Origin of the sequence: Chromobacterium sp. ATCC 53434 (assembly GCF_002848345.1) — a bacterium.
In the GTDB taxonomy this organism is placed as follows: Bacteria; Pseudomonadota; Gammaproteobacteria; order Burkholderiales; family Chromobacteriaceae; genus Chromobacterium.
Genome location: NZ_CP025429.1, coordinates 164,892 through 179,190, shown reverse-complemented (window position 1 = coordinate 179,190; position 14,299 = coordinate 164,892). Strand labels below are relative to the sequence as shown.

Below are 14,299 nucleotides of genomic sequence, written 5' to 3'. Positions count from 1 at the left end.
TACATCACGATTTGATATAAATGCCGACCACGCCAGCGATCCGGCGGGGCAAGGAAAAACATGATGGAAGACGTGAGACGACAACTGGGCGACTGGCTGCGCCGCTTCTGGCCGCAGGCCATCGTCGCCGGCGGCCGCGACCGGCTGGCCGGCAGCCTGGGCGCGGCGCTGGGCCTGATCGCCACCGAATGGCTGTGCCGCCACGCGCTGGGCGCCGCCAACCCGTGGTTCATCGCGCCGATGGGCGCGTCGGCGGTGCTGCTGTTCGCGGTGCCGGCCAGTCCGCTGGCGCAGCCGTGGTCCATCGTCGGCGGCAATCTGTGCGCGGCGCTGGTCGGCGTCAGCTGCGCGCGGCTGATAGGCGACCCCGGCCTCGCCGCCGGCGTGGCGGTCGCGGCGGCGATCGCGCTGATGTTCCCGCTGCGCTGCCTGCATCCGCCCAGCGGCGCGGTGGCGCTGACCGCGGTGCTGGGCGGGCCGGCCGTCGCCAGGCTGGGCTACGGCTTCGTCTGGCATCCGGTGCTGATCAACTCGCTGCTGTTGGCGGCGCTGGCGCTGCTGATCAACCGCCTGGCCGGCCGGCGCTATCCGCACAGCGCGCCGGCCACGCCGGCGCCGACGCCCAGCGAGCGGGTCGGCGTCAGTCGCGCCGACCTGCACGCGGCGCTGGCCGAACGCGGCGAGCTGGTCGACGTCAGCGAGGACGATCTGGAGGAGATTCTGCAACTGGCCGAGGAAAGGCTGCATCAACGCCGCTTCGGCGCGCTACGCTGCGCCGACTTCATGGTGCGCGAGGTCCTGAGCGTGCACGCCGACGCCAGCTGCGCCGAGGCGCTGGCGCTGTTGCGCAGCCATCGCTTCGACGCCTTGCCGGTCGCCTCGACCGACGGCCGCCTGCTGGGCGAGATCGGCCTGCGCCAGCTGATGGCCGTCGCCGACGCCTCGACCCGAGTCGGCCAGCTGATGGACCGGCAGCCGCACACCTCGCGTCCGGACGATTCGATCGAGCGGCTGATCCATCCGTTCGCCGACCGCGGCGTCGCGCACAGCATGGTGCTGGACGACGACGGCCGGTTGCTGGGCCTGGTGGCGCAAGGCGACCTGATCGCCGCGCTGTTCCGCGAACAGCTGGAACGGCCGGCCGGCTAGGCGGAACGCCGCCGCCAGCTCCACCAGACGCGCAGGCCCAGCAGCGCCGCCAGCACCGCGGCGTAGATCAGCGGCTGGCTGATGTCCTTCTTCACCAGCCACCAGTAATGGACCACGGCCAGCACCGCCACCGGATACACCAGCCGGTGCAGCCGGCCCCAGTTGCGGCCCAGCCGGCGCATCCAGCCCCGGGTCGAGGTCAGCGCCAGCGGCGTCATCAGCGCGACGGCGGCGAAGCCCACGGTGACGAAGGGCCGCTTGGTGATGTCCTTCACGATGTGCGGCCAGTCGAAGAACTGGTCCAGCCAGACATAGGTGGTGAAATGCAGGCTGGCGTAGAAGAAGGCGAACAGGCCCAGCATGCGCCGGCATCGCAGCGGCCAGGCCCAGCCGGAGAGCCGGCGCAGCGGCGTCATCGCCAGCGTGGCCAGCAGCCAGACCAGCGCCCAGGTGCCGGTGGAATGGGTGATGAACTCCACCGGGTTCACCGCCGCGCCGGACAGCACGATCCAGGCGGCGCGCGCCAGCGGCAGCAGACAGGCGACGAACAGCAGGACCTTGCCGACGGCGAGCCGGCGCTCTGCCGCGAGCGCGGGAAATTTCATGCGCAGCGTCGTCATCAAAAGTTCTTCCTCAGATCCATGCCGCGGTACAGGCCGGCCACCTGCTCGCCGTAGCCGTTGAACGGCAGCGTCTTGCGCTTGAAGAACTCGCCGATGCGGCGCTCGGTCGCCTGGCTCCAGCGCGGATGGTCGACCTCCGGATTGACGTTGGAGTAGAAGCCGTACTCATGGGCGTTGGCCAGGTTCCAGCTGGTGGCCGGCATCGTCTCCTGCAACCGGATGCCGACGATGGACTTGATGCTCTTGAAGCCGTATTTCCACGGCACCACCAGCCGGATGGGCGCGCCGTTCTGGTTAGGCAGCGCATTGCCGTACAGGCCGACGGCGAGAATGGTCAGCGGATGCATGGCCTCGTCGATGCGCAGGCCCTCGCGGTACGGCCAGTCCAGCACCGCCTGGCGCTGGCCCGGCATCTCGCTCGGCCGCTGCAGTGTCTCGAACGCCACGTACTTGGCGCGCGAGGTCGGGTTCATCTGCTTGATCAGGCTGGCCAACGGAAAGCCGACCCAGGGAATCACCATGCTCCAGCCCTCGACGCAGCGCAGCCGGTAGACGCGCTCCTCCAGCGGCAGCTTCAGCAGCTCCTCGATGGCAAAGCGGCGCGGCTTGGCCACCTCGCCGTCGACCAGCACGCTCCACGGCCGGGTATGCAAGGTGTGCGCGTTGGCGGCCGGGTCGGACTTGTCGGTGCCGAACTCGTAGAAGTTGTTGTAGCTGTTGATGTCGCGCAGCGGATTGGGCTTGTCGTCGGCGGCCAGCCGCGACAGCGGGCTTTTCTTCGCGTTGAGGGCGGCCGGCGCCTCGGCCGCCAGCAGCAGGCCGGCGGCGCCGAGCATGAAGGCGCGGCGGTTGAAATAAACGGTTTCCGGCGTGATTTCCGACGGGGTATGGTCGGCGGGTTTCCTGATCAGCATGGCGGCGCTCCTGTCGTTTCCACTTGGTCGGATCAAGATGCCGATTCTGACAGTCGGTGCCGATATCCGTTCAAGCGGCCCCAAGTCCTTGCGACAATCTCAATATTGACAATAATGCATACGACGGTCCAGGCCTCGGTTCTGATAAACTCGCGCCATGCTGCGGACATGGCCCAGGCCTGCCGCGCCAGCACCCCGCCCGACGGGGTTTTCTCTCTCTTGATTTAGAATTCGCCTCATGAAAAAGCTCATCGCACTCGTTCTGACCCTGTTCGGCTTTCTGCTGTGCCAACCGGCCTTCGCCCGCCATGAACCGCTGGCGCTGCCGGGCCGCATCGCGCTGGCCGCGGAAAACGGCGACATCAACCAGAACAAGAACGCCATCATCAAGGCCGGCGCGATGCTGGATTGGACAGTCGTAGCCGACCAGCCCGGCAAACTGTCGCTCAAGCACGTCAAAGGCAACCATGAGCTGGTGCTCGACGTCGTCTACGATGCGACCGGCTACCAGCTGCGCTACGGCTCCAGCGTGGATCTGAACTACAAGCAGACCCAGTTCGGCGCCGAAATCCACCCTATCGTCAACCACTGGGCGGCCAACCTGGTCAAATTCATCGGCGGCAAGCGCACCGATCTCGACACCCCGACGGACAAACCCACCGCCAGCCAAGCCAAGTAAGCCTCACCAACCGCCCTCCCGGGCGGTTTTTCATGTCGATGCCCACCAACGGGCGCGGACCGCAACGGCTCGCTTCGCGTTCCGCCGCCCAGGCGGAGAAGCCAAAAGCCGCCCTACAGCCGATGCCACCCCAGCCAGTACAGAATGCAGAACAAACCGGCGCTGGCCAGCAGCGCGATCGCCAGCGCGGAAACCAGCTCGTGCAGGCCGCGCCGCTGACCCGGCTTCAGGAAGAAGCGGGCGACGGCCCAGGCCAGCAGGCATAGCGCGAAGAATTTGAACAGGCGTCCGAGCATGATGGGGACCGTATTGGGGCCGTGGCGGAAACCCAGCCGATTATCCCGGCGCGCCATACTCCCGCGCAAGCGCATGTTATGGATATAATCGACCGGTAGCCGCAGGAGACCGCGTCCAGACCAGCCCCGACAGAGGGCGGCGGACGCGGACAAATAGAAGAGGCCCCAATGACCGACACCCATTGTTCGGTAGGCATCGTCGCGGCCCAAGATGCCGCGTTCGACCTGCCGCTGCCGCTGGCCAGCGGCGCCGCGCTGCCCGGCTACCAGCTGCGCTTCGAGACCTACGGCGAACTGAACGCCGACAAAAGCAACGCCATCCTGATCTGCCACGCGCTGTCCGGCCATCACCACGTCGCCGGCCGCCACCACGCCGACGACAAGGCCGTCGGCTGGTGGGACAATATGATAGGCCCCGGCAAACCGATAGACACCCGCCGCTTCTTCGTCGTCGGCGTCAACAACCTCGGCGGCTGCCACGGCAGCACCGGCCCGTCCAGCGTCAATCCGGCCACCGGCCTGCCTTGGGGTTCGGCCTTCCCGGTCGTGACGGTGCCGGACTGGGTCGCCTCGCAGGCGCGGCTGGCCGATCGTCTCGGCATCGCACGCTGGGCGGCGATCATAGGCGGCTCGCTCGGCGGCATGCAGGCGCTGCACTGGAGCATCGCCTACCCGGAACGCGTCGCCCACGCGCTGGTGATCGCGTCGGCGCCGAAGCTGTCGGCGCAGAACATCGCCTTCAACGACGTCGCGCGCCAGGCCATCCTCACCGACCCGGAATTCCACGGCGGCGACTTCTACCAACAAGGCGCCATCCCCCGCCGCGGCCTCAGGCTGGCGCGGATGCTGGGCCACATCACCTATCTGTCGGACGACGGCATGGGCGAGAAATTCGGCCGCATGCTGCGCTCCGGCGAATACCGCTTCGGCTACGACGTGGAGTTCGAGATCGAAAGCTATCTGCGCTACCAGGGCGACAAGTTCTCCGACTACTTCGACGCCAACACCTATCTGCTGATGACCAAGGCGCTCGATTACTTCGACCCGGCCAAGGACTGCGGCGGCGATCTGGCGGCGGCGCTGAGGCCGGCCCAGGCGCAGTTCCTGGTGGCCAGCTTCACCAGCGACTGGCGCTTCTCGCCGGAACGCTCGCGCGAGACGGTCAAGGCGCTGATCGCCGCCGGCAAGCGCGTCAGCTACGCCGAGATCGAGTCGACGCACGGTCACGACGCCTTCTTGATGACCGATCAACCGTATGTCGACCTGATGCGCGCCTACCTGGACCGCGTCGCCGGAGAGGTGAACGCATGAGCGCCATCGAGACTCTCCGCCCCGACCTCAGGCTGATCGCCGACTGGATCGCCCCCGAAAGCCGGGTGCTGGACCTCGGCTGCGGCGACGGACAGCTGCTGGCGGCGTTGCAGCGCGACAAGCGGGTGCGGGGCTACGGCGTCGATTTCGACGTCGCCAACGTGGTGCGTTGCGTCACGTCCGGCGTCAACGCGATCCAGGGCGACCTGGAAACCGGCCTCGCCGACTTCGAGGACCACCGCTTCGACCACGTGGTGCTGTCGCAGACGATACAGGCGATGCGCCATACCGAGGCGATCTTGAACGAGATGCTGCGCGTCGGCCGCGAGGCCATCGTCACCTTCCCCAATTTCGGCTATTGGCAGAACCGCCGGCAGATACTGCAGGGCCGGATGCCGGTGTCGGACACCATACCGTACCAGTGGTACGACACCCCCAATATCCACTGGTGCATGCTGGGCGACTTCGAGGCGCTGTGCGCCAAGAACCGCGTCCGGGTGAGGGAAAGGGTGGTCATGGACAAGGGCAAGCGGGTATCCTTGTTGCCGAACCTGCGCGGCAGCCTGGCCTTCTACCGGGTGGCGCGCGACTGAATTCCGGATCGCGATAGGAGAGACGCATGCGCCTGCTGTTGGCCATTTTCCTGCCCTGGCTGCAGTTCTTCACCATAGGCCGGCCGTTCGCCGGCGTGTTTTGCCTGATCCTGCAGCTGACGCTGATAGGCTGGCTGCCGGCCGCGCTGTGGTCGGTGTACTCGCTCAGCCAGTACAAGACCGACCAGAAGATAGCCCAGGCGCTGCGGCGCTGACACCGTCCCCGGCGGGCCTGCCGCCCGCCGTCGCCGACATCCGCCCGCGCGTCAGCGCGGGCGGCCCGTCCACCATCACGACAAGAAGCCCATGACCCTGGCCACCATCCACTGGCGGCGCGACGTGTTCTCGCGCACCATGCTCGTCTGCGTGTTCACCGGCTTCGCCTCCGGCCTGCCGCTGTATACCCTGCTCAACCTGCTGCCGGCCTGGCTGCGCAGCGAGGGCGTCGATCTGAAGTCCATCGGCCTGTTCGCGCTGATCGGCCTGCCCTACACCTGGAAATTCCTGTGGTCGCCGCTGCTGGACCGCTACGCGCTGCCGCTGTTGGGCCGCCGCCGCGGCTGGATGCTGGCCAGCCAGCTGGCCTTGCTGGCCGCGCTGGCGCTGTTCGGCCTGTTCGACCCGCGCCAGGACATCTGGAGCATCGCCGGCCTGGCGCTGGCGGTCGCCTTCTTCTCCGCCAGCCAGGACATCGTGCTGGACGCCTTCCGCCGCGAGATTCTCAGCGATACCCAGCTCGGCCTCGGCAATACCGTGCACATCAACGCCTACCGGCTGGCCGGCCTGGTGCCGGGTTCCTTGTCCTTGATTCTGGCCGACCACCTGGACTGGGGCAGTGTGTTCGTCGTCACCGCGCTGTTCATGCTGCCCGGCGCGCTGATGACCTTGATGGTGAAAGAGCCGGCTCAGGCCCCCGGCAGTCCGAAGACGCTGTGCGAAGCGGTGGTGGAACCGTTCCACGAGTTCCTCGCCCGCCGGGGCTGGCGGGACGCCTTGTGGATACTCGGCTTCATCTTCCTGTACAAGCTGGGCGACAGCATGGCCACCTCGCTGGCGACGCCGTTCTATCTCGACATGGGCTACGCCAAATCGCAGATCGGCCTGGTGGCCAAACACGCCGGGCTGTGGCCGGCGGTGATCGGCGGCCTGCTGGGCGGCCTGTGGATGATCAAGCTCGGCATCAACCGCGCGCTGTGGGCCTTCGGCGTGGTGCAGGTGGTGTCGATACTGGGCTTCGCCTGGCTGGCCAGCTACGGCCGCTTCGACAGCGTCGGCGCCGAGCAGCTGGCGATGCTGGCGGTGGTCATAGGCTTCGAGGCGCTGGGCGTCGGCCTTGGCACCGCGGCCTTCGTCGCCTTCATCGCCCGCAGCACGCATCCTGCCTACACCGCCACCCAGTTCGCGCTGTTCACCAGCCTGGCCGCGGTGCCGCGCACGCTGGCCAACGCCGCCACCGGCTACCTCGTCGATTCGGTCGGCTGGACCTCCTTCTTCTTCCTGTGCACCGCGCTGGCGATACCGGGCATGATGCTGCTGGTCCGGGTGGCGCCCTGGGGGGACGATCCGCCGCCGGAACAGGCCTGAGCGCGCTACAGCCGGCAGTTCTCGACGCCGTCCTGCTGCCGGCACTGGCGGATATTGCCGTCCTGGTCCAGCTTCAGCAGCCACTCTTCCAGACCGGAACCGGTCTTGGGCCTGGCCTCGATGATGAAGCTGGCCTGGTCGACATTGTCCGACGACGGCGCCACGCTGCTGAAGCCGATGACGAAGGCCGCGGTGTCCAGCACCGGCAGCAAGGGCCAGGCCGGCGGCCCGTCCTGATGGTAGGCGCCGCGCAAGCGGTACCAGCGCTGCATGAAATGGCCGTTCTCCATCAAGGCCGCCCTGGCCTCCGCCAGCCGCGCCCGCTGCAGATACTGCCGGTAGCCCGGCACCGTCAGCGCGACCAGCACCGCCGCGATCGCCAGGCAGCTGAGCAGCTCCGTCAGGCTGAAACCGCCGCCGCGCCTCATTCCGCCACCTCGGTCCAGGACAATCGCCTGCCCGGATCCGTCTCCCCGCCGACGCGATACCAGCTTTGCAGCGTGGCCACGCTGAACGGATGGTGCCCCCAGGCGCGCACGGTGATCCGGTACAGCCGTCCCCTCGCCCCGGCCGCGCCGAAGCGCGGATCGACCAGCTCCACCACATAGCGCGGATTCGCCCAACTGAGTGAGCCGCTGCGCACCCGTTGCGGGCAAGCGGCCTGCGGCGCCATGTCCTCCAACGCATACTCCCTGCTGCGCCCGCACGGATGCAGCAGCGGCTGGCCATCGAGAGTTCGGCGCTGCGGCGGCGCCTGCGGCTCGCACAGCCCCCTGCCCTCGGGCCCGTTGCAGCCGGGGGAGAACAGCCGTCCCTCGCCGTACAGCTCGCCGGGATCGGCCGCCGCCAGCGCCAGCCGGCGGTCCATGCGCCACACCCATTGCTCGGCGCCCCTCAGCGCCTGGCGCGCCAGCATCTGCGCCCGCTGTCTGTCCTGCGCGTTGTCCGCCTGCCGCTGGACGCCGGCCAGCTGCTGCGACGACGACAGCACCAGCAGCCCCAGCACCGCCAGCAGCGACAGGACCAGCGGCAGGGCGCCGCCAGCCTGGCGCGCCGGGCTCATGACGCCTCCTTGCACGTGAAACCCGGCTCCAGCGCCAGATCGTAGCTCAAGCGATTCACCTCATCCTCCCCGCCGCCGGCATACCATGCCAGACCCAGCCTCGCCGCCTGAGGCAGCTGTCCGGGACGCAAATCGGACGGCGCGCGCCAGCTCCAGCGCGCCGCCTCCCCACAGCCATCGGCCACCAGCAATTGCAGGCTCAGGCTGTGCACGCCGTCCAGCAGCACCCGCTCCTCGCCATCGGCCAGCCCGCCGTCCCGCTCCCGCGTCAGCAGGCGATAAGCCTGCCCGTCGGCCACCAGCCGGTAGCGCCTCTCCCGTGGGAGCCACAGCTGCAGCGACGGCAGATGGGCGCCATCGAACGCCGGCGTCAGCCGCAGCGTCGGCGTCGAGCCGGCACCCTGCCAATGGGCGTCTCCGCCGGCCAGCTCGCGGCCGCTGCCGCAATCGCCCAGCCACAACCGGGACCAAGGCCGCCAGAACTCCGGCGCCAGCCCGACCAGCTCCATCGCCTCCAGGCGCCCCGCCGCGTCGTGCCGGACCCGCCCGATTTCCAGCTCCCGCCCCGGCAGCCACAAATGCCATGCGCCGGCGCCGAAATCGCCGGCCTGCCAAGGCCTGGCGCCGCAACCGAAGCGGCCATGGCGCAGCAGGTCCCGCGCCAGCTCGGCCGCGGCCCAGCGCGCGTCCTGCCGCCGGCTCATTCGACGCTCGGCGTCGCTCGCCTCGCGCTGTATCGTCGCCAAGACCGCCAGCGACAGGGCCAGCACCAGCGAAGTCAGCGACGCCGCCAACAAGCTGGACAGCAACAACGAGCCTCGCAGCCGGCTACGGCTGCAACGGCCAGACACCGGCATGCTCCCGCCAGACCCCGCCGCGACGGCTGCGCCACGCCACCCGTATCGCCAGCGGACCGCGTCCGTCGCAAGCGAGCGCGTCCCGCCGGGGGCGCGTCCGGGACTCTGCTCGACAGACGACGCCCCGCGCCCCCGCGCCCTGGCCGATATCCCGCAGCTCGCGCTTGAAGCGGGCCAGGCCGGCGGCGGCGAACTGCTGCGCCGAACAGCCGCTCACGCAGTCCGCCGCCGCCGGATGATCGCCATCGACGCTTTCCAGATAATGCGGCAGCCACGCCTCAGGACCGGACCGCATCGCATTGGCCAGGTTGGACACCGCCTCTTCGATCCGGTCCTGCGCCTCCGCGTCGCGCGCCTGCAGCAGCATGCGTCCCTGGACGCCGGCCAGGGCCAGCATCGCCACCGCCCAGATGGTCAGCGCCAGCAAGGCCTCCACCATGCCGAAGCCTCGCTCAGGCGCAGCCATCGCCAATCTCGCCCAAGCGTCCCCGGCCATCGGCGGCCACCGTCAGCCGCAAGCATTGACGCCGCCCCCGCAGCTGGAAAACCAGCGGTCGGGCGGCTTGCAAACGCCCCTCCCCGCTCAGCGTCAGCAAGCGCGTCGGTCCGCTGACATCGATCCTGCCGCCGTCGAACATCGCCAGCCGCAGTCGCTCGCCGCTATCGTAACGGCCGTTGCCGGCGCCCTTGTCGGCGAACACCAGCGCGCCTTCCGGCCACGACTGGCTGTCGCCGCGCTGCGGCGGCAAGCAGCCCTGCAACTCCCGATTCACCTTCAGATTGGCCGCGCACAGATAAACCGGCCGATTGCGCTGCAAGGCCGCGGCGCGGGCATGGTGCAGGCCGCCCAACAAGGCCAGCGCGTGGCCGCGCAGCGACTGCCGCTCCCGCGCCGCGGCCAGCTCGGGCCAGGCCAGGCAGGCGAGGACGGCGGCGATCGCCAGCACCGTCATCAACTCCAGCCAGGTCAGCCCGGCCTGATGCATCCGGCCCATCGCAATGCTCCACATCCATCCTGGGAGGGATTGATTATGGAAGTCCAACCGGTCCTCCACCATCGATACCTGTACCAAAGCCCGGTTTTCAATGTGGGAATCCAGCCCAAAGCGCAGGCCGGAATGGACGCAAAAACGGCGCCGTCAGGCGCCGTTTCCATTCTGGCAACAACGATATCGGCTCAGTGCGCGGCTTCCCAGCTGCCGCCGGCGCCGACCTCGGCCAGCAGCGGCACTTTCAGCTCGGCCGCGCCGGCCATGATTTCCGGCAGTCGGCGCTTGACCCGCTCCAGTTCGGCGTCCGGCACTTCCAGCACCAGTTCGTCGTGCACCTGCATGATCAGCTTGCTTTGCAAACCGTCGCGCTCCAGCCAGTCCTGCACCGCGATCATCGCCAGCTTGATCAGGTCGGCGGCGGTGCCCTGCATCGGCGCGTTGATCGCCGCGCGCTCGGCGCCGGCGCGGCGGCCGGGGTTGCTGAGCTTGATGTCCGGCAGATACAGCCGGCGGCCGAACACGGTCTCGACATAGCCCTGCTCGCGCGCCTTCTCCCGCGTGGTCTGCATATACTCGGCCACGCCCGGATAACGCATGAAATAGCGGTCGATGTACTGCTGGGCGGCGCTGCGCTCGATATCGAGCTGAGCCGCCAGGCCGAAGGCGCTCATGCCGTAGATCAGGCCGAAGTTGATCGCCTTGGCGGCGCGGCGCTGGTCCGACGTCACCGCCGCCAGTTCGACGCCGAACACTTCGGCGGCGGTGGCGCGGTGGATGTCCTCGCCGCTGGCGAAGGCCTTCAGCATGCCCTCGTCGTCGGACAAGTGGGCCATGATGCGCAGCTCGATCTGCGAATAGTCGGCCGACACGATCCGCCAGCCGGCCGGCGCGATGAAAGCCTCGCGGACGCGGCGGCCCTCGGCGGTGCGCACCGGGATGTTCTGCAGGTTCGGATCGTTGCTGGCCAACCGGCCGGTGATCGCCACCGCCTGTGCATAAGTCGTGTGGACGCGGCCGGTCTGTGGATAAATCAGCGCCGGCAGCTTGTCGGTATAGGTGGACTTCAGCTTGGCCAGGCCGCGGTATTCCAGGATGCACTTCGGCAGCGGGTGGTCCAGCGCCAACTGCTCCAACACCGATTCGTCGGTGGAATAGCCACCGCTGGGCGTCTTCTTGACGCCCTTGGTCGGAATCGCCAGTTTGCCGAACAGGATTTCCTGCAACTGCTTCGGCGAATTCAGATTGAACGGCTGACCGGCCAACTCATAGGCTCGCTGCTCCAATTGCAGCATCTGGCTACCCAGTTGATGGCTCTGCGCGGCCAGCTTGTCGCGGTCTATCAGCACGCCGTGCCGTTCCATCTTGAACAGCACTTCGGCCACCGGCAGCTCGATGTCGCGGTAGACTTTTTCCAGATCGCCGGACAGCTCCCGGGCGAAATACTGGTTGAGCCTGAGCGTGATGTCGGCGTCCTCGGCCGAGTAATTGCCGGCGATGTCGACGTCGACCTCGCCGAAGCCGATCTGCTTGGCGCCCTTGCCGCAGATGTCCTCGTAGCTGACGGTGTTCTCGCCCAGATGGCGTCGCGCCAGATCGTCCATATTGTGGCGCTGGTGGCTTTCCAGCACGTAGGAGGCCAGCATCGAATCGTCGACGACGCCGCGCAAGGCGATGCCGTGGTTGGCCAGCACGTGGCAGTCGTACTTCAGGTTCTGGCCGCACTTCTTCTTGCCGGCGTCCTCCAGCCACGGCTTGAGCCTGGCCAAGCTTGCGTCCAGCGGCAGCTGCTCCGGCGCGCCGGCGTAATGGTGCGCCAGCGGCAGGTAGGCGGCGTGGCCGGCCTCCACCGAGAAGCTGACGCCGACGATGCGCGCCTGCATCGGATCGAGGCTGGTGGTTTCGGTGTCGAACGACACCACCTCGGCGGCCGCCAGCTTGGCCAACCAGCCGTCCAGCTGCGCCTCGGTCAGGATGGTTTCGTAGTGGCGCGCCAGCGCGCCGTCGGACGGGGCCGCCTGCAAAGCCGGCTCGGCGGCCGGCGCGGCGAACATGTCGCCCTGGGCCTCGCCGCCGCGCGGCGCGTCGGCGCTGCGCTGCGCGACCGCCGGCATGTCCTCGCCCTCGGTCATCTCGCGGTAGAAAGTGCGGAAGCCCAGGTCCTTGAACAATTCGGCCAGCCGCGGCTTGTCCTTCTGCCCATGCTGCAGGCCCGGCAGGCCCTGCGGCAGATCGGTCGCCAGATCGACCTCGCAGTCGATGGTGATCAGCCGCTTGCCCATAGGCAGCCAGTCCAGCGCCGCGCGCAGGTTCTCGCCGACCTTGCCGCCGATGCCGCCGGCCTGGGCGACGATGGCGTCCAGATTGCCGTACTCCTCCAGCCACTTGACCGCGGTCTTCGGGCCGCACTTGTCGACGCCGGGCACATTGTCCACCTTGTCGCCGATCAAGGTCAGGTAGTCGATGATCAAGGTCGGCGGCACGCCGAACTTCTCCTTGACGCCGGCCTCGTCCAGCAGCTCGTTGGTCATCGTGTTGACCAGGGTGACGTCCGGGGTCACCAGCTGCGCCATGTCCTTGTCGCCGGTGGAAACGACCACCTTGATGCCGGCCGCGGCGGCGCTGCGCGCCAGCGTGCCGATCACGTCGTCGGCCTCCACCCCCGGCACCACCAGCATCGGCCAGCCGGATGCTTGCACCACGTCGTGGACCGCCGTAATCTGGGAAGCGAGCTCCTCGGGCATCGACGGGCGATTGGCCTTGTATTCGGGGTACAGGTCGTCGCGGAAGGTCTTGCCCTTCGCGTCAAAGACGCAGGCGCTATAATCGAACTCAAGCTCCTTCTCCAGCCGCCTGAGCATGTTGACCATGCCATAGACAGCCCCCACCGGGCGGCCATCCGGGGATCGCAAATCGGGCATCGCGTGAAAGGCGCGGTACAAGTAAGAAGAGCCGTCGATCAATAACAATGTTTTCATAAGAGGCAGAGTATGAGCTTGTCCGATAAATTACCGCAGACCAGCGACCGTCACGCCATGATGCAGCGCTTCCGCTCGCGCGAAGCCTGGCACGTGATGAAGATCCTGTCGGAGTTTGTCGAGTCGGCGGAGGAGCTGCAAGGCATCACGCCGGCCGTCAGCATATTCGGCAGCGCGCGCACGCCGCGCGATCACAAATACTACAAACTGACCGAGGATGTCGCGCGGCGCCTGTCCGACTCCGGCTTCTCGGTGATATCCGGCGGCGGCCCCGGCATCATGGAGGCCGCCAACAAGGGGGCATTCTACGGCAGAAGTCCGTCCGTTGCGTTGAACATCGTGCTGCCGCACGAACAGAAGCCCAACGATTACCAGGACCTGGCGGTCAAGTTCAATCACTTCTTCAGCCGCAAGGTGATGTTCGTCAAGCACGCGATCGCCTATGTGGTGATGCCGGGCGGCTTCGGCACGCTGGACGAGATGTTCGAGGCGCTGACGCTGATTCAGACCGGCAAGAGCCGCAAGATTCCGATCATCCTGTGCTGCAGCGAGTTCTGGGCCGGCCTGCTCGACTGGGTCAAGGACAGGCTGGTCAGCGAGGGCATGATCAATCCCGACGACTTGAACCTGATCCAGTTGATAGACGATCCGCAGCAGATCGTCGACACCATTTTCAAACACTATGAAACCCGCGGCTTCGACGCGCTGCCCGAAGAGCGCGAACAGCTGCTCAATCTGTAAGAAGCGATTCAAGGTCTTCTCCGCCGCCGTTTTCTGCCGGACGCGGGGCGCGAAAAACGCCCCGCCGCAGTATCATTCACCGTCAGGCATGGCCGGCGAAGCCGCGCGCCGGCGGCAAACCGCCCCGAAACGCCCGGAAAAGATCGTCAACCAGCGCCAAGCCCCCATACAAAAAGGACAAACCATGCGCCGTCTCACCGCCCTCCTCCTGCTGCTGCCCTTGGCCCCCGCCTTCGCCGCCGACGCCTCCGCGCCGGCCAAGGCCGTGGTGCCGCCGCCGCCGGCGATCAGCCCGGCCTCCGCCGCCGAACCGGAACCGGAGGTGCGTCTGATCCAGAAAGGCGACGAGAAGATCGAGGAATACCGCCTGAACGGCCAGCTGTACATGGTCAAGGTGACCCCGGGACACGGCGTGCCCTATTACCTGATAGACGACAACGGTTCCGGCGTGATGAAACAGATAGACCCGTCCACCCGCATCGTGATCCCGCGCTGGGTCCTGGTGCGTTTCTGACGGAGGCG

At 67.6% G+C, this 14,299-nt stretch carries 17 protein-coding genes; 8 read left to right on the top strand and 9 right to left on the bottom strand.

Features of this window, described 5'->3' with window-relative positions:
- Positions 1-63: 63 nt before the first annotated feature.
- Positions 64-1,149 carry an HPP family protein gene (locus tag CXB49_RS00840; RefSeq protein ID WP_199406751.1) on the top strand — a complete coding sequence of 362 codons (1,086 nt, stop codon included), beginning with the start codon at positions 64-66 and terminating at the stop codon, positions 1,147-1,149.
- Here the strand turns inward: CXB49_RS00840 and msrQ are convergent.
- Together msrQ and msrP are read right to left on the bottom strand one after the other, a co-directional pair.
- Positions 1,146-1,754, bottom strand: a complete 609-nt coding sequence (gene msrQ, locus CXB49_RS00835) for a protein-methionine-sulfoxide reductase heme-binding subunit MsrQ (RefSeq protein WP_233492902.1) — start codon at positions 1,752-1,754, stop codon at positions 1,146-1,148. The genes CXB49_RS00840 and msrQ overlap by 4 nt on opposite strands.
- A 14-nt stretch (positions 1,755-1,768) precedes the next feature.
- Positions 1,769-2,686, bottom strand: a complete 918-nt coding sequence (gene msrP / locus CXB49_RS00830; protein ID WP_101706651.1) for a protein-methionine-sulfoxide reductase catalytic subunit MsrP — start codon at positions 2,684-2,686, stop codon at positions 1,769-1,771.
- Between the two features lie 238 nt (positions 2,687-2,924).
- Here msrP and CXB49_RS00825 point away from each other — a divergent pair, with 238 nt between their 5' ends.
- Positions 2,925-3,365 carry a hypothetical protein gene (locus tag CXB49_RS00825; RefSeq protein ID WP_101706650.1) on the top strand — a complete coding sequence of 147 codons (441 nt, stop codon included), beginning with the start codon at positions 2,925-2,927 and terminating at the stop codon, positions 3,363-3,365.
- Between the two features lie 113 nt (positions 3,366-3,478).
- On the opposite strand, the gene CXB49_RS00820 is transcribed toward CXB49_RS00825, so the two are convergent.
- Complete coding sequence (locus tag CXB49_RS00820) at positions 3,479-3,661, bottom strand: hypothetical protein (RefSeq protein WP_101710551.1); 183 nt, start codon at positions 3,659-3,661, stop codon at positions 3,479-3,481.
- Between the two features lie 168 nt (positions 3,662-3,829).
- Between CXB49_RS00820 and CXB49_RS00815 the strand changes: the two genes are divergently transcribed.
- The 4 genes from CXB49_RS00815 (at position 3,830) to CXB49_RS00800 (ending at position 7,149) form a co-directional block, all read left to right on the top strand.
- On the top strand, positions 3,830-4,972 hold the full coding sequence (locus tag CXB49_RS00815; protein WP_101706649.1) for a homoserine O-acetyltransferase: 1,143 nt from the start codon (positions 3,830-3,832) through the stop codon (positions 4,970-4,972).
- Positions 4,969-5,565 carry a methionine biosynthesis protein MetW gene (gene metW, locus CXB49_RS00810; protein ID WP_101706648.1) on the top strand — a complete coding sequence of 199 codons (597 nt, stop codon included), beginning with the start codon at positions 4,969-4,971 and terminating at the stop codon, positions 5,563-5,565. Before CXB49_RS00815 ends, metW begins: the two co-directional genes overlap by 4 nt.
- A 26-nt stretch (positions 5,566-5,591) precedes the next feature.
- Entirely contained in the window at positions 5,592-5,780 is a 189-nt protein-coding gene (locus CXB49_RS00805) for a YqaE/Pmp3 family membrane protein (RefSeq protein ID WP_101706647.1), read from the top strand.
- A gap of 91 nt (positions 5,781-5,871) precedes the next feature.
- Positions 5,872-7,149 (top strand): AmpG family muropeptide MFS transporter, encoded by a 1,278-nt coding sequence (locus CXB49_RS00800; protein WP_101706646.1) that lies wholly within the window; start codon positions 5,872-5,874, stop codon positions 7,147-7,149.
- Positions 7,150-7,154: 5 nt separating this feature from the next.
- On the opposite strand, the gene CXB49_RS00795 is transcribed toward CXB49_RS00800, so the two are convergent.
- The 6 genes from CXB49_RS00795 to polA all read right to left on the bottom strand — a co-directional run bounded on the left by CXB49_RS00795 (position 7,155) and on the right by polA (position 13,036).
- Positions 7,155-7,577: a type IV pilin protein gene (locus tag CXB49_RS00795; protein WP_101706645.1), complete on the bottom strand. Its 423-nt coding sequence runs from the start codon at positions 7,575-7,577 to the stop codon at positions 7,155-7,157.
- Positions 7,574-8,212: a pilus assembly protein gene (locus CXB49_RS00790; protein ID WP_101706644.1), complete on the bottom strand. Its 639-nt coding sequence runs from the start codon at positions 8,210-8,212 to the stop codon at positions 7,574-7,576. The genes CXB49_RS00795 and CXB49_RS00790 overlap by 4 nt, the downstream gene beginning before the upstream one ends.
- On the bottom strand, positions 8,209-9,069 hold the full coding sequence (locus CXB49_RS00785) for a hypothetical protein (protein ID WP_158300564.1): 861 nt from the start codon (positions 9,067-9,069) through the stop codon (positions 8,209-8,211). Before CXB49_RS00785 ends, CXB49_RS00790 begins: the two co-directional genes overlap by 4 nt.
- Positions 9,041-9,535, bottom strand: a complete 495-nt coding sequence (locus CXB49_RS00780) for a hypothetical protein (protein WP_158300563.1) — start codon at positions 9,533-9,535, stop codon at positions 9,041-9,043. Before CXB49_RS00780 ends, CXB49_RS00785 begins: the two co-directional genes overlap by 29 nt.
- Positions 9,522-10,064 (bottom strand): GspH/FimT family pseudopilin, encoded by a 543-nt coding sequence (locus CXB49_RS00775; RefSeq protein ID WP_158300562.1) that lies wholly within the window; start codon positions 10,062-10,064, stop codon positions 9,522-9,524. Before CXB49_RS00775 ends, CXB49_RS00780 begins: the two co-directional genes overlap by 14 nt.
- A gap of 182 nt (positions 10,065-10,246) precedes the next feature.
- Positions 10,247-13,036, bottom strand: coding sequence for a DNA polymerase I (polA, locus tag CXB49_RS00770; protein WP_101706640.1), 2,790 nt, complete (start codon positions 13,034-13,036; stop codon positions 10,247-10,249).
- A gap of 12 nt (positions 13,037-13,048) precedes the next feature.
- On the opposite strand from polA, the gene CXB49_RS00765 reads away from it, so the two are divergent.
- Positions 13,049-13,777, top strand: a complete 729-nt coding sequence (locus tag CXB49_RS00765; protein WP_101706639.1) for a TIGR00730 family Rossman fold protein — start codon at positions 13,049-13,051, stop codon at positions 13,775-13,777.
- Positions 13,778-13,961: 184 nt separating this feature from the next.
- A complete protein-coding gene (locus CXB49_RS00760) occupies positions 13,962-14,291 on the top strand; it encodes a DUF2782 domain-containing protein (protein ID WP_101710550.1) in 330 nt (109 codons plus the stop codon).
- Positions 14,292-14,299: the final 8 nt, after the last annotated feature.

Excerpts from the sequence above, each read along its gene's own strand:
- CXB49_RS00840 (WP_199406751.1), top strand. The coding sequence starts at position 64 with ATGGAAGACGTGAGACGACAACTGGGCGACTGGCTGCGCCGCTTCTGG.
- msrQ (WP_233492902.1), bottom strand. The coding sequence starts at position 1,754 with ATGAAATTTCCCGCGCTCGCGGCAGAGCGCCGGCTCGCCGTCGGCAAG.
- msrP (WP_101706651.1), bottom strand. The coding sequence starts at position 2,686 with ATGCTGATCAGGAAACCCGCCGACCATACCCCGTCGGAAATCACGCCG.
- CXB49_RS00825 (WP_101706650.1), top strand. The coding sequence starts at position 2,925 with ATGAAAAAGCTCATCGCACTCGTTCTGACCCTGTTCGGCTTTCTGCTG.
- CXB49_RS00820 (WP_101710551.1), bottom strand. The coding sequence starts at position 3,661 with ATGCTCGGACGCCTGTTCAAATTCTTCGCGCTATGCCTGCTGGCCTGG.
- CXB49_RS00815 (WP_101706649.1), top strand. The coding sequence starts at position 3,830 with ATGACCGACACCCATTGTTCGGTAGGCATCGTCGCGGCCCAAGATGCC.
- metW (WP_101706648.1), top strand. The coding sequence starts at position 4,969 with ATGAGCGCCATCGAGACTCTCCGCCCCGACCTCAGGCTGATCGCCGAC.
- CXB49_RS00805 (WP_101706647.1), top strand. The coding sequence starts at position 5,592 with ATGCGCCTGCTGTTGGCCATTTTCCTGCCCTGGCTGCAGTTCTTCACC.
- CXB49_RS00800 (WP_101706646.1), top strand. The coding sequence starts at position 5,872 with ATGACCCTGGCCACCATCCACTGGCGGCGCGACGTGTTCTCGCGCACC.
- CXB49_RS00795 (WP_101706645.1), bottom strand. The coding sequence starts at position 7,577 with ATGAGGCGCGGCGGCGGTTTCAGCCTGACGGAGCTGCTCAGCTGCCTG.
- CXB49_RS00790 (WP_101706644.1), bottom strand. The coding sequence starts at position 8,212 with ATGAGCCCGGCGCGCCAGGCTGGCGGCGCCCTGCCGCTGGTCCTGTCG.
- CXB49_RS00785 (WP_158300564.1), bottom strand. The coding sequence starts at position 9,069 with ATGCCGGTGTCTGGCCGTTGCAGCCGTAGCCGGCTGCGAGGCTCGTTG.
- CXB49_RS00780 (WP_158300563.1), bottom strand. The coding sequence starts at position 9,535 with ATGGCTGCGCCTGAGCGAGGCTTCGGCATGGTGGAGGCCTTGCTGGCG.
- CXB49_RS00775 (WP_158300562.1), bottom strand. The coding sequence starts at position 10,064 with ATGGGCCGGATGCATCAGGCCGGGCTGACCTGGCTGGAGTTGATGACG.
- polA (WP_101706640.1), bottom strand. The coding sequence starts at position 13,036 with ATGAAAACATTGTTATTGATCGACGGCTCTTCTTACTTGTACCGCGCC.
- CXB49_RS00765 (WP_101706639.1), top strand. The coding sequence starts at position 13,049 with ATGAGCTTGTCCGATAAATTACCGCAGACCAGCGACCGTCACGCCATG.
- CXB49_RS00760 (WP_101710550.1), top strand. The coding sequence starts at position 13,962 with ATGCGCCGTCTCACCGCCCTCCTCCTGCTGCTGCCCTTGGCCCCCGCC.